This is a genomic window from Vibrio sp. TBV020 (assembly GCF_046056895.1).
GTDB lineage: Bacteria > Pseudomonadota > Gammaproteobacteria > Enterobacterales > Vibrionaceae > Vibrio.
In genome coordinates this window covers 315,532-331,184 of sequence record NZ_JBEEAQ010000001.1, presented here as the reverse complement: position 1 = coordinate 331,184, position 15,653 = coordinate 315,532, and the positions used below count along the sequence as shown (strand labels likewise).

Sequence of the window (15,653 nt, the reverse complement as noted above, 5' to 3'; positions counted from 1 at the left end):
TTTTCTAACAAAATACTGACATTTTGTTAGTGCTCAAATTGATAATGCGTAGCTTGCTCAACTGCCGAACATCTCTAATAAATACTTCGAGTGAGATAGCGGCTACTTGCACAAAGGATGATTCCGTTTTGTTTAATCCGTTTAGCTCAAAACTATATATATACCTATCATTGTTGATGTCCTTGGTTTCGCTGCAAGCCTTTGCGGCAGATATAGAGGTGTCGGTCTCGCCTACGACAGAGATCTACCAAAACGGGCAGAATATTGATTATCAGATAACGGTAATTAATACGACGGCAAAAACCTTTCGTGATGTCTCAATTAAAGACCTAGTATGGGATACACAGGCGGATAGTGAGGCTGGGCGCGTTAAAGCATTTAGTTCACTAACTATTATACCTGGAAACAGTTGGGGCTCGAAGCCTGGCACCTTTACATCAAGTGACGCCAACCTAGATGTAGACGATGCTGTACTGTTGCCTTTCGGTAAAATCGAGTACCACATCCAGGCTATGGTCAAAGATGACGTCGTTGGTCAACTTGAGTTGGGTGATACTACTGTTCAGGTGGATGTTGATGGAGACGGTAGCGCAGAAACGTTTTCGCCCACAACGAAGAGCGTTTTTAGTCCTGTTCCTTACGAATATACAATGAGCTTGTCTGTTGATAAGACTTATTATTCGGTCGACCAATCCCTGACTTATACATTAGAAGTAGAAAACACTGGTAGTTACCTAGTTCAGAATCTGTCTATTGAACAACTATTCGCCTCGCTCAACATCGATACAGTCGATGGCGCAAAGGCTTCGCCATTTAGCAGTGTAGAAATCAGTGGTAGAAAATCAGGTAGTCAAAGCGACTTGGGCACATATCCGACTTCGGGAGACCTATCAGTTACTGGCGCTGCAATTGATGTAGGCGGGAAACTTACGTACACCATTACAACTAAGGTTATCACTGGTGCTGTGGGTGATATTGTTACATCCGCAAAAAGTCACACGAAAGAAGGTGACGTAGTGAGTAACGAGCAGACAACCCCACCAGCACAACCCAAAGTTACTATTGAACATACGATCAACAATTCGAATCCATATCTTGTTGGGAACGAGCGCGTGTTTACAATTAAAGCGAGTAATAACGGCTCAGGTATTGCTCATAATTATCATGTAAAACACAACATCTCTGAGCTGATATCCAATTTAGGCTTAGGTAATAACCTTCAATCTACTCATGACTCAGAAGATGTCACAGGGAACCCGTTTGCTACTTGGACAGTCCAAGTTACTGACATAGGTAGCAACACGCAGTCCAATTACAATGACAGCGGCACTCAAAGCGACATTGCTTTTGACGATCAGATATCCCTTTATCCGGGGGAGGAGATCTCCTATGAAATTAAAGCAACTATTTCACCTGTGGCAATTGGAGTTGTGCAAGGTGCCAACGCAGGCGTATTTGATGATAAGGATGCTTTAGTACAAGACGCTCAAATCTCGAGTTCATTCACTGCTGAACGAACGCTCAATGTTGATGACCCGGAAATAAAAATAGTAAAAACAACGTCTGATAGTCAGTACGTTCCAGGTAAGACAGTTGAGTATGAGATCAAAGTCAGCAACACATCATCAAAGTACTTTGCTAATGACCTTGTTGTTGTCGATGACTTAGCATGTATTCAGAGTGAGCAAGCAGCAGGTGCAGGGCAGGGGCAAGCGTTCAAACGTTGGAAACTTGAACCTAAAAGTGCAGAAGACGCGTTAGGGACAGATCCCGGTAAATATAGCTATGGATCTTGGATGACAACTCCAGTGACAGTGTCACCTGACATTGCTCCAGGGAAAAGTGTCACTTACACACTGACTGCAGAAGTGAATGAGTCGAGTGTTGGGCTTATTGTTGATAATAATCCTGCTTGTAGCGACAATGTGACTGAGGATGGGTCAGGTGTACAAATGCCAGACGATAATCTCCGTGCGAGTAAAGACGTTGATAGTCGCTACTACTCTTCAGGCGATATTCTGACTTACACCATTCGTGTTGACAATGATGGTGATGGTTTTGCAAACCAAGTTCCTGTGATTGATGATCTGACCGCCGTACAAACGACCGACATTACTGGTAAGCTTATCCAAGCCTTTGATGACTGGAAGATCACTGCGCAAGCCTATCGAAATGATGGAAGCTCAGCGACATCGAGTGTTACGGGAATTACTGGTGAAATAAACTCGCCAGAGATTCTCGATGTTAAAGCAACGATTGAACCACATAGCTTTATTATCTATACGATTGAGGCAAGGACCAACCCTCTAGCAAATGGACATATTCAAAACAGCGTCACAGTAGATGAATCTGTTTATGCTGACCGAGGCTCAGATCCTCGAGATTTTGAAATTGCCTTGAATAAAACGGTTAAGACAAATAATGACACTGGATTTCACTCAGACCGTACCAGTTATTCAAAGCTAGAAAACGAAATTACCTATCAAATTCACCTTAAAAATGCCAAAGGAAATGGCTATGCGACCAACGTAAACGTTATTGATGAAATTTCAAAAATCTCAGCAGGCATACTAGAGCCTGATACGAAAACTAAACAAGTATTCTCTTCTTGGACCATCTCGGCCGAAATTATTTCAGATGACCCACTGTTAAATGGAAACAGCGCTTACACCAAGGTGGGTGATTTTGAAGACAATAAAGACATCAACTTAACCGCTCAAATAGCGCCAAATGTTGAAGTTGTTTACACCATCGTTGCCAAAATCGATCGCTCTAAGAGTGATGAGATTATTTACAAACGATTCGATAATACGGTCAGTATAGAAACTAAAGACTCAGACTCTCAAAGTGGTGCGTCTGATACGGTGTCAGTTCACCCTAAATCTCCCAATGTAGTCGTGGTAAAAACCTCTAAAGAGAACCAATTTGTCCAGGGGCAATGGGTAGAGTTTAACGTCACAGTCTATAACCGCGGAGCGGGCTACGCCAATGAAGTCGGCGTAAAAGATGACATTATTGGGATGAATGCGTTCTCTGAGTGGACGATTAAGGCTGAAACAGACAGCAATAATACGACATATAAAACAGGGAGTTACGCAGGTAACCCTTCGAATTACCCTAACAACGGTAACATCAACACTAAGATTGACCTCGATCCTCAGACGTCTGATGGTATGGGGCATGTTACCTATACGATTCGTGGTTTAGTTCGCATGGATTACCGCGAGCCTGAAATCTCAAACACTGTTGAGATTCACGATCCTGTCAATAATCTTGATCAATCAGCAACAGCAGAGATTGGTGATAATGGTGACAGCAAATTAAATGTCTCGATCCTCAAAACTGCTGATCGCACACAGTTCGTGCCGGGTGAGGACGTTACTTACTATATTACGTTGCAAAACAACAGTGAGAATGAAGCGACATCGCTTAAATTAGGTGACCCACTGACAGAGATACGCTCTGTACTTGCCAACAATAAGAACAACCGATTTGCAGATTGGGACAATCAATCTCCATTTGAGTATTGGCAGTTTGACTACGCTGACGGAGCTGGCTGGCAAAAGCAAACCAACGAAGACTTACTCTACCCGGAAGGTGAGAATAGTAGTTTCTCACTCGCTGCCGGTGAAACTCGAACGTTTAAAATTAAAGCGCATGTGAAAGATAATGTTATTGGCTCAAATAGTAGTGGTGGCTTCAAGCGAATCATCGCCAATGACGCTTATATATTCCGAGACTACAAACTAGTTACAGAAGAATCCCACGTTTCTCATCATGAAATGGAAAGGGTTGATAGTGGTGGTCTAGTCACACGTACGCTATTAGTGAATGGTAAAGAAAGTCGATTCTACGCTCCGGGTGATACTCTAACTTATAGAGTGAAAGTTTCTTCAAACCGAGGTTACTACAACAACCATAAAGTGTTCGAAGACATTAAAGGTGTCAACGTGTTACTGCTTGATGGTAGCAAAGCGAACCCATTTAATGACACCTTCTCGGTCTCAGTGAATAAAGATGATACAAATGGGGGAGATGGGACGACTGACGGAACTCTCGATGGTACGGTTGAAGATAATCAGAATATAGATACAACGATCGATGTCGCTGGCGGTGACTACGTGCTCTATAGCGTCGAAGGTGTGGTTCGCGGTGATGCCACTGGCGATATCACCATTGGTGGTATTACAGTAGAACCGTATGATTATCATTTAAAATTCACTAAAACCGTCGATCAGAAAAACTATCAACCTGGTGAAAAGCTCACTTATCACTTAACGATCCAAAATGATGGAAAAGGTAGTGCGTACGACATCTTTATCGAAGACAAAATTTCAGAAATCACAACTGAAGTTCTTGATGGTTCGCAAGATATCGCTTTTCCTGATGGCTGGACTATCGAGCCTAAGGTCTTAGGTGGAAACCCTTATGCTGAAGTGGATCTTGATGGCACGTTAAAGAACAATGAAGACATTATTACTCGTATTTCTGTACCCGCTGGAGAAACTATTGATTACGTTGTTACTGCAGTAGTAAATAAGAATGCGGTAGGTGACATTGTTAACCGCTTGAAGGTCGATGGCGACTCAGTCAGTGCAGAGTCGAAGTCAGATACGGAAAAGTACGATTTTGAAAAACACCTTATTCAATATCTTGATAAAGATGGTGTTACCGAACTGACAGGGGGATATACCCCAGGTGGTTACCTTGTCTATGAAATATTGCTTAAAAACCTAAACAATGTTCACTTACAAGACGTCAAAATTGTCGATGATATCTCTGGCATAACGACTGATTACTATGATGGAACGAGTGGTCAAGCATTTGATTCTTGGACAATTACAACAGAAACAGACACCAGTGGTTTATCAGATCCAGGCACTACTCGTAACAACGAAAATATTGATACGGCGTTTGATATAGCAGGTAGTGCGTTTGTTACTAGTGGAACCTATGTCAAATATACGATCAAAGCGAAGATTTCTGAGAAAGCTGTTGGGCCAATCCGCAATACGGCCAGAGTTGATGGTAAGCATAATCTAGATTCTGAACGTGCCGATATGCTCGCTGCTGAGCTGAAGAAAACGCATGTCGCCTACACAGACAGTTCACTGGCGACAAAGAAAGTCTCGTATAACTTTGATCCGAGCACAAAAGGTGCTGAAGTTGTTTACAAGCTGCGCCTTGAAAATAAAGGTAAAGGTACCGAGTACTTAGCTTCATTAAAAGAAGAGTTCTCGAAGATCAAAAGCCGTCTTGCACAAGAAGCAGCGGGTGAGAGTGATGGCCAAAAAGGGCCTGTCTTTGAAGAGTTTGGTTGGACTGTTTCCGTTACCCAGTCATCAGAAATGGTGACTTCTATCGGTGGTTTCACTGGCGGCAGTAATGTCGATATTGATATCCCAGTTCTCTCGATCGCTGCAGGTGGGTGGGTTGAGTTCATTATTGAAACCCAAATCCGTCATGATGCCCTTGAAAACGTGGTAGCTAAACCGCTATACAACGGCTCTGGCTTTGGCAAGTCAACGATTAAACCCGACAGCCAAGATCTGTTCGTGACTAAACGAATCCTTTCTATAGGAGGGCGCTCATATTCTGATGGTGATACCTATAAACCAGGCGAAGAAGTTGTCTATCTTTTAGACGTGGATAACCGAGCGAAAGTCTGGGCAGATCAAACGCGAATTCAAGATGCGGTTTCAGATATTCAAGTGGAAGTGTTAGGTGGTGCAACCGAGCAAGCGTTTGAAAGCTTTACGATCACTAATACGATTTCACAAGGATTGGAGCTTAGAGTCGATACTTATCTACCTCCGTATGATCCGAATAGTGACCTTGATGTGACAACAGATATCGGCCCTGCTGAAGATATCCAGTTTACCATCAAAGGAATTGTCCGAGATGATGCGCTTGGCGAAATAGATGCCAACCGAGCTAGTGCCGGCGGGCATCAGGTCATTACTCCTGTTATCCCACCAGTCGCGCCAAATTTAGTGTTTGAAAAACTTGTGACAAACACGACGGCGGATAGCAGTAGTTGTTCCTTCCCATCGAACACAGGTTCAGGATGTGAATACAATCCAAGTGGGCAAGTAAGCTACACGATTACAGTCGAAAACGATGGTGAAGGGATTGCAAATGACGTAGCGATCGTCGACAAACTTAACACGATCGTCACGTCTAGCGGTGCAAAGGCGTTTAGCAGCCTATCCACAACTGTACTTGAACAGCCAACTCCAGATCGTTTCTCTATCTCAGGCAATTACTCGGGTAGTAAGCCACTTGATGCAACATTTGACCTAATGCCGGGTGATAAGGTTGTATTTGGCCTGTCAGGCAGTGTTGATGGCGATGCGACAGGGACGATCACTAACGTCGCTAAAGTGGATGGGAATGACTCAAACGCTATTGTACTAGGACAGGGAGACGCTGAAATTCTTGCGTCTAAGAGTACTGATACGCCTACTTATGTTCCTGGCGGAGAAGTTCGCTACACGATGTATATTGCGAATACGTCGGACTCCAACGCTGACCTACAAGTCGAAGATGAGATCTCTAAATTCTTAGTCGAAACGGCAGATGGCAGCATGCAGACGGCGCTTAAGTCATGGAAAACAACGGCAACGTTTATAAGCAATGCAGGCGCGGCGCACAACGATGCGAGTGCGATTCCGTCGACAGGCGATATCAATGGTATCGTTAAATTAGGCGCAGCAACCACTGAACCGACGGTATTAAAAATAGACGTTGTTGGTAACGTGCGTGATGATGCGGTCGGCAAGTTCGGTAATACACTCTACGTTGATAAAAAGCAGTACGATCTGAAAGAGCATTTCATCTATCCTCAGCCTGGTAGTGTCACTGTTACTAAAGAGGCCTCAATCTCACCGGCTCTTTATGCGCCAGGAGATCAAATTGGCTTTGATATTGAAATAGAAAATACAGGCTTAGGTTACCTTCAGAATCTGAGCGTTGAAGACCTAGCGAAAGACATTAAGGCCGATGTGGTGGGTAGCCTTCTTCCTGGCCGAGTATTTGATTCTTGGGATAACGCAGCTAGTTCTGTGACTATTGTTGACGCTGGTGCAAGTAAGTCATTTACCATCTCTCAAACAGATTTTGATAGTGCTGATGGATTTAAAGGTGAGTACCAGCTCGCTCCAGGTTCTAAAATTCAGCTGCACTTGGAAGGGAAGGTTAAGAGTAACGTTATTGGTGAGATTACAAACCGAGTGGCCGTGGAAGCTGAAGGTGTGAATGAAGTCACTGATAGCGCGACATACCAACCAATTGACGCTGAAGTTACCGTCTCAAAAGTGGTTGATAAGACGATCTATCAGGCTGAAGACGAACTCACATACACAGTCGTGTTAACCAATACTCAGCGAGTTTGGGCAACGGGCGTCCACGTCACGGACTTCGTTGACCGTATCAGTGCTGAGACCATCTATGGCAATACAATATCTGCTTTTGACCCTAGTTCGATTTCTATCAGTGCGACTTCATTGAAAGGGACAACCACGCTACCGGCACTATCGAACAACTTTATCGATAATACGTTAGATATTGCGCCTGAAGATGTCATTACAGTGGTAATTAAGGGGACGTTAAAGCCTGAGATTATCGGCGATGTAACGAATACAGTTAACGTGGAATACGATGGTAAAGAGCTTGATGCACAAGCCATCAGTACCGCCTTAATACCGAAAATTACCTTTGAGAAAGCACCTCTTGAGGAATTCTACACGCCAGGATCGATGAATGGATTTTTGATTACGATCGAGAACCAAGACGCAGCGTTTGCAAACAATATTGTGTTAGAGGATTTGATTTCGACGGTTATGGTGCAGACGGTTGATGGCGTCGACAAGCAAGCATTCAGCCATTGGACATACTCATTTAAAGCGAATGATCCAATGACGACTGTTGACTCTCATGCTTTCAGCTTGAATAGTGATATTCGACATACGATTGACCTAGCGCCTAATGACACCATCATATTTGCCGTGCAAGGTGAAGTAGACAAACGTGCTATTGGGGATATTAACAATACTGCGAACATTACTTACGATGGAAAGAGCAGTGATGCTAGTGCTGTTATAAAGCCTAAACCAGCAGACATTACCGTGACCAAAACGGCGGATAGAGAGTTCTATCAAGCAGGCGAGTCAGCGCAGTTCGTCGTCACGGTGACCAACAAAGGTGAAGGTTTTGCCAATGATGTAGCCATCAAAGATATCATGACAGACGTTGAGGTGACCTTGGTTGATGGCAGTACTGGTCCCGCGTTTGAAAGCTGGACGGTTGATACCGCTTTAAGTGATATCAATTCGACTTTGACGGTCACGCCAAGTGGAAAGGACCCTGATATCGATACGGTGGCAGATATTGCTCCAACGAGTTCAGTTACCTTTACCATTAATGGCAAGGTTAACCGTTATGCCACCACTGATATTCTCAATAGAGTCACTGTAGATTTTGGGACAGAACCTCAGCAAGTCGCAGATGCCTTGATTAAGCATCGACCAGTGTCTCTGAAACTAGAAAAGTTTGTCGGTGAAACTGGCTCTGAGACTGAGATGACCTATGAACCTGGGAAGCCCGCGACATTCAGAGTCATTTTGACCAACCAAAACGAAGGTTTTGTAGCAGGCATAGAATTAAAAGACTTGCTCGACTCTCTAGAGGTTGACACCGTAAATGGCGGCCGTGAACCAGCGCTGGAATCGTGGTCAATTAAGGTCAATAAAGGCAATGACCTGACGACTATTTCACCAGATCCAAGCGGTAACAACCGAGAAGTTGATGCTAAAGTCAACTTAGCACCAAATGATGTATTAGAGCTAGTCATTACCGGTAATGTAAACAGCTTTGCCAACGGTCAAATTGATAACAAAGCGAGTATGTCAGTTAATGTAGGACGACCAGAGCGATTTACTGCGGTAGCCAGCCTTATACCGGAGCCTGATAATGTCATCATTACCGAGGTGGCTGACAATCCAATTTACACAGCCGGTGAACCTGCTACGTTCCGCGTGACACTGTTTAATGACAGTAAAGGTTTTGCCAATGACGTTGTACTTAAAAATGTAATTTCTCGCATGAAGGTACAAACTAGACCCGATTTGACGACGGGTGATAGAGAAGTTGTGAATGCATTCACCGATTGGAAGATTGAATCGAAGAGCAATGATCCTCGTTCGAATGTCAATGTTGGTACCTTATCGGACAACGCGGATATCAACATAGGTGGTGATATTGCTCCAGGCGATACCGTTGAAATCGCAATCACAGGTACAACGGATCCGCGTGCTATGGGTGAAATTATCAATACGTCACAGAAGATTGACGAATCAGAGTCAACACTGGCTTTAAGCACGAGAAGTTCTACAGTTGAGACTGTAAGTGCAATGATCACCCCACGTGCAGTTAGCTTTGCGATCGATAAAACCACGTCTAAAGGTGAGAATGCAGAGTACACCAACGATGACTCCGAACTGATCTATCTATTGAAAGTGAGTAATGAAGGCTCTGCTACCATAACTGGCACAAAGATGGTGGATGAAATCAGTAAGCTTCAAGGTGCGAATGGTAATGCTCTGTTTACCACTTGGAAAATGAGCATTGTTGAGTGGCCTACAGGGCAAAACAAAGGTGAGTTTACCGATAAAGATCTTCTATTACCCGACAGTGGACCATCATTAGACCTGCTTCCTTACATGGGGAACGGCTATGAGATAACGATTACTGGGCAGTTAAACAAAGGGTTAGATGACAATATCACCAACACATTCACCGTGACAGACCCTAGTACGGGGATTAGCGCTTCTGATGATGTCACTATTCATGTTAAGAAGTTTGCGGATAACGAGGGAGACCTGTTAGTTACTAAAGAAGCATTGCAGACGGATGCTCAAGTTGGTGATGTCGTAGAGTACGAAGTAACGATCTTTAACAATAACGAGTCTGAGTTTAAGAACGTTAAACTTGTCGACCGCTACCCATCAGGTTTTGCTTATGTGGAGGGTTCTACAGAACTTGTAAACAGTGGTCCTGATGGTGAGTTTGATACAGGGGATGATGTCATTAAGACTGATGACCCTGCAGTGACGAACAACCTCACTTTTAATGTTGGTGATATGTTGGCGTACGGCAGCAGTGATAAAACTATTACTGAAAAAGTACGTATTCGTTACCTGCTAAGAGTCACAGTTGGAGCGACATTTGGAAAATACGTTAACTCGGCAGTTGCAATGGCACCTCCAGAAGGACAAGTGTCTGGTGCGTTAGAAGAGAAATCCAATACTGCAACGGCCACAGTCGAAGTGTTGCCTGACAAAGTGTTTGATACCGCATCTATTATCGGCAAAGTGTTCGAAGACCATAACCAAGATGGATTCCAAGCAGATGCAACTGCATTTGATGTACAGGTGACGGTGAATATTCCACATCGCAATTACGTTCCGGGTTCGACGCTCATGGTTCGAGAAGGAAAAGAGATATCGCTTAAAGATGTTGAGCACCAAATTGAATCGAAAGCAGTAGAGCATAACTACGCGCATGACAGCGCAGCGAAGCAGCATCGCAAAGTACAGCCTTATGATTCTGCGCTGATTGAAGGGTATGAAATCAATAAACTGTTTGGTATATCCAACAACCGAACATTACCAGGTAGTAATAAGGTCGCGTTCCAGTTTGAAACCAAGACGGATGAAGGGTTCACCTTCAGCGTTACAACAGATGCCGGCTCTCGACTGTTCTTTGACAAACAAGGCAACTTCACGCTTAACCATACTGGGGACAAAGAAGATGGGCTGTCGGCTGAGAACTTAAATGTCACACGTAACTTATATCGTGATGATGACCATTACTTATGGGAAATCGTGATTGAAAACAAAGGCATTTATGAGGACGGCATCCCTGGGGTTAGGTTATTAACAGTTGAAGGTATTGTCATAGAAACAGATCAATATGGACGTTACCACGTTCCGGATCAGTGGGTATTGGATAAGAAAGGTAAAAACTTCTTAGTCAAAGTAGACACCGACTCACTACCTACAGGGATGAAGGTGATTAGTGAAAATCCGCGAGTTCAACGCATTTCACCGAACAAACTCACGAAGTTTAATTTTAGTGTTGCAGTTGAGGGAGAGTAAACCGTGCCAAATAAGACAAACATGCATGCACTAAAGCTTACTCAGTTAGCGGTTGCCGTTGCAGCAGCTTTACCACTGTTAGTTATGGCGAAAGACACGAGCAAGTTAGAAAAGCTAGATACAGATACGACAGGGATAGAGGTTAAACTTCACCAACAAGAAGATAGCTCACGAATTTATCTTCAAGAAGGTGCGATCTGGGCAAGCCGAGATATCACTCGATTTGACCCTGTGCTTGATGTAAGTGTTGGTGATGAGCTTGAAGTAGCGGAAGGTAAGTTGCAAGACAGTGTGAATTTCACTATCAGTTCCAACTACAGCTACTACATGGCGCGTTACCAGATTGAAATCTACCGTGGTAGAGACCGCTCTTTATCTGAACCTTTAAAGGTACTGACTGGTACAGAAGTTGCGAACGATATCGATATCGAATGGGATGGGACAACCGATGTTGATTATCAGTTTGCTGTGGGTGAGCAACTGCAGTTTAGATTCAAAGCGTGGGACAAAGATGGAAACATGGATGTCACTACGATTGGCGTTATGGATTTGGTCACGGCGGATTCTGAAGTAGAGCTTGACCGCAATGATAGCGAAGATGAACTGTCGCGTAGCTTCGGTCGAGCTAGTTTGATGCGTCACAACATTCCAACCAACTCTGGGTTAGCGAAATTTATTGGTACAGGGCTAAAAGGCGTCGACAAAGTTGTTATTGGAGAAGATGAGTTCGATATAGAAGATGGTGAGCTTTACGCCGAGCAGTTTTTACCTGCCGATGCTTATATCTTCCCAACCAAAGTGGTGTTCGATAATGGTGATGAGCGCCGTTATGAGCTTTATGTGCGTATCCCTGATACTTATTATGCTCAAGCTGGTCTCGCGGACATGTACATCGGTAACAACCGAGTCACGGGGGATACGGGAGCCTTGGGCGTAAATGACCAGTACCAAGATGATGTGTATAACCAAGGTCGTATTGCTTACTTTAGCCAAGGCAAATTTGGTGACAAACTACGTTTAACTACACACTTTGATAGTAAAGATGGGCAGATCAAAGACATCTTTAAACATCCTTTTGCGGCCGACGATTCCGATGTATTCGATATTCTAGAAGACGATGATGAGCTCTACTACGGAGACTATGGCGACGGGGCGAACATCCATAAAGTCGTAAACACCAAAGGTAAAGTTTACTTTGATCTTGAGTATGACAAATCTCAGGCTCTGTGGGGTAACTACAACACAGGTATCACGGGCACTGACAATAATGATTACAACCGAAGCCTGTATGGCTTTAAAGGGGATTATCGCACACGTTCAACTACTAAGTTTGGTGACGATAGACTGAACGTTGTCGGTTTCGCTGCTTCTGCTGATTCATCTTTTGCCCATGACGAATTTTTAGGAACTGGCGGGTCTTTGTACTTTTTACGCCATGGTGAAGTGGTTCCAGGCAGTGACAAGGTTTACGTTAAGGTAGTAAACAAAGACTCTGGTATTTCTGAAAAAGAAGTGCCACTGCAATCAGGCCGAGACTATGAAATTGACCCTTACCAAGGTCGAATTATTTTAACGAGACCGTTAAGCAACATAATCTCTGACAGTTTTGGCTCGGTTATTGATGATACTCCAACAGATGGTTATGAAAACTATCTGGCAGTGGATTATGAATACGTGCCGCAAGGTTCTGAAGTTAAAGATGCCATGACTTATGGTGGTCGCATCAAAGGTTGGGCGAACGATTATATCGGTATCGGTGCGAACTACGCGACTGAAGAACGTGATGGCCAAGATTATGAGTCATACGGTACTGATCTCACGTTAAGAGCCACAGAAGGTACTTACGTAAAAGCGGAATTTGCGCAAAGTGAAGGCCGCCAAACAGACTCTAACTATGTTTCTTTTGACGGCGGTTTAACCTTTACTCCAGTTGGCTCAGATCTTGAAGAACGTAAAGGTAATTCGATTCAAGTAAAAGGTGTGGCTAACCTTTATGACATTGCGCCAAATATTTTTGGAGTGGTCGGTAATGACATTAAAGCTTGGTATAAAGAGAAAGATGCAGGATATAGCTATGCGAGCCAAAGCGATGATCTAGAGCAGCTTTCCTACGGGTCTGAACTTCGCCTGCAAGCGACAGATCGTCTAAGTTTCGCTACTCGTTATACCTCTATCGAAGAAACAGAAATCGATGGAACTAAACAAACGGATACGCAGCAAGCGGAGCTAGAAGCTCAATTTAAAGTCACCGATCATATTAAGGTGTCTGCTGCAGGTAAACAGGTTGATGAACTTAACCGTGAAAACGAAAAAGGTAAGGGAACTCTTGCAGGTTTAAGAGCTGACTATATCTGGGACTCAGACAACAATGTCTACGTTAAAGGTCAAACGACAGTTGATCAAACTGAGCAATATGATGACAACGACAGTGTGTCGGTCGGTGCTGAATTTAGAGTGTTTGAAGACCTTACACTTGGTGCTGAATACACTACAGGTGATCGTGGTGATGCTACGGAAGCAACTGCAAGCTATGACATTACTGAAAACTACACGACTTATGTTACTTATACCGATGACAACTATGAGGGAGAGAACAACGTTATCGTCGGCCAGCGTGCGGATCTAACTTCTAATGTCGACTTTTATCAAGAAAACCAATTTGTCGATGAGAACAACGGCAAAGGACGTATCGACTCATTTGGATTTGGTTACGATATGTCTGATGACATTGATTTTGGCATTGGTTATCAGCAAGGTGAAATTGAGAAAAAGAATGAGCAAGATCCAACTCTCCTAGAAGTAACCGAGCGAAGAGCAGCGACGTTCACCGCCAATATTGATATTGATGACGTGAGTTTGAAACACAAAGTCGAATACCGTGTCGACAAAGGTAATGAGAATGTCGATCCGAGCCGCAGGCGTGTCGATCAGTTTGTCACAACCAACCGATATACTCATCATCTAACAGAAGAGTACACCTTGTTTGGTAAGTTCAATTATTCAAAATCGGTGAGTAAAGATACCGACCAAACCTTAGAGCGTTTTGTTGAAGCCACAGGTGGTCTGGCTTATAGGCCGATTTACAATGACCGACTAAACCTGTTGAGTCGTTATACCTACATCGCTGATCAAGATAACCTAGACCGAGACGTTGATTATTCTGATGAGGAATCACATATCATCGAAGTGGAAGGAATCTACTCGGTAAATGCGAAAGTAGATGTTGGAGCTAAGTACGCTCATAAAGATAAGAAAGAAACTTTTGAACGAGCTTCGGGTAACAACGAAATTGTAGAAAGCAATATTAACCTATACGGTTTGAGTGCCTCTTACCATGTAATTAAAGAGTGGGATATCACTGGTGAATATCATTGGAAGACAGACACTCTAAATGATGAGCTTGAGCATGGTGCGTTGCTATCTGTGAACAAACACCTTTCAGATAACTTTAAGGTCGGTATAGGTTATAACTTCTCTGGCTTCGATAGTAATTTAGCAAACGATGATGATTACAATGCGAAAGGCGTCTTCATCAACCTAATCGGTAAAATCTAGAGGGACAACATGAGATTTAGAATCAAAGCCTTAACAACTTTAGCTTTTCCTTTTGCGATTTCAGCTTGCTCCACCGATACATACGTCAGTCAGGAAAATATCGACAAGTTTGGTGATCCGCTGGTGGAAAAGTTTCTTATTAGAGAATGTATTGTACCAGAGCGAGATATTCACATTGCTATGGCCTCTCACTTTGATTTTGATAAGTCAGAGCTGAAAGCTGAAGACAAGCAAAGTGTCGACCGTTTAATTAGTAGTATTCGCAAGATGCATGGTCAAATTGCTATTGTAGGGCATACGGATTATCAAGGCAGTGATGATTACAATATCAAACTTTCATTGCGCCGAGCTGAAGCAGTGAAAGCTTATATGCAGTCACAACTTGATGCCAGCCGTTATGATTGGGAAGTAAAATACTACGGTGAATCGAAACCGCTAGTGGAGGGTCAATCTAAACAAGCAAATGCTGAAAACCGCCGAGCTTACGTGGTGTTTGAACAGACTCAAACTCAAGTGGAAAATGAGTTCTGTGCACCGCCAGAACCTAAACGAAAGGTCTTTGTGGCGATGACATCCCACTTTGACTTCGATAAAGCTGATTTGAAACTCATCGATGAAGCCAGTTTGGATGAATTTGCCAGTCAGCTTAAGGGGTTGAATGGTCGAGTATTAATCGCCGGACATACCGACCGACAAGGGTCTATCAGTTATAATGAGAAGCTTGCTGAACGCAGAGCTGAATCCGTATTGCAATATTTGCAAACCAAACTAGACCCTAGCCAATTTGTGTGGGAAGTTAAGTCTTTCGGGGAATTAGACCCAGTGACACAAGAACAAAACCTTGATGCAAATGCCTTGAACCGCCGAGCCTTTATTGTTTTTAAAGAAGGTGATTTACCTGAGCAGCCGCAGCTTGGAAGCGAATAGAACCAACTAAGGGGC

At 43.5% G+C, this 15,653-nt stretch carries 3 protein-coding genes; all 3 read left to right on the top strand.

The features are described 5' to 3' along the window. Positions 1–176 precede the first annotated feature (176 nt). From AAFX28_RS01370 to AAFX28_RS01360, 3 genes are read left to right on the top strand one after another with little or no spacing between them, the layout of a single operon-like run. Positions 177–11,156, top strand: coding sequence for a DUF11 domain-containing protein (locus tag AAFX28_RS01370; protein WP_408684943.1), 10,980 nt, complete (start codon positions 177–179; stop codon positions 11,154–11,156). 21 nt (positions 11,157–11,177) lie between these two features. Further along, positions 11,178–14,711 (top strand): hypothetical protein, encoded by a 3,534-nt coding sequence (locus AAFX28_RS01365; RefSeq protein WP_408686794.1) that lies wholly within the window; start codon positions 11,178–11,180, stop codon positions 14,709–14,711. A gap of 9 nt (positions 14,712–14,720) precedes the next feature. Further along, positions 14,721–15,638, top strand: a complete 918-nt coding sequence (locus tag AAFX28_RS01360) for an OmpA family protein (protein ID WP_408684941.1) — start codon at positions 14,721–14,723, stop codon at positions 15,636–15,638. The last annotated feature ends 15 nt before the right edge of the window (positions 15,639–15,653 follow it).

What these genes read in the sequence shown, in the direction of transcription:
- AAFX28_RS01360 (WP_408684941.1), top strand. Translation starts at nt 14,721, where the DNA reads ATGAGATTTAGAATCAAAGCCTTAACAACTTTAGCTTTTCCTTTTGCG.
- AAFX28_RS01370 (WP_408684943.1), top strand. Translation starts at nt 177, where the DNA reads ATGTCCTTGGTTTCGCTGCAAGCCTTTGCGGCAGATATAGAGGTGTCG.
- AAFX28_RS01365 (WP_408686794.1), top strand. Translation starts at nt 11,178, where the DNA reads ATGCATGCACTAAAGCTTACTCAGTTAGCGGTTGCCGTTGCAGCAGCT.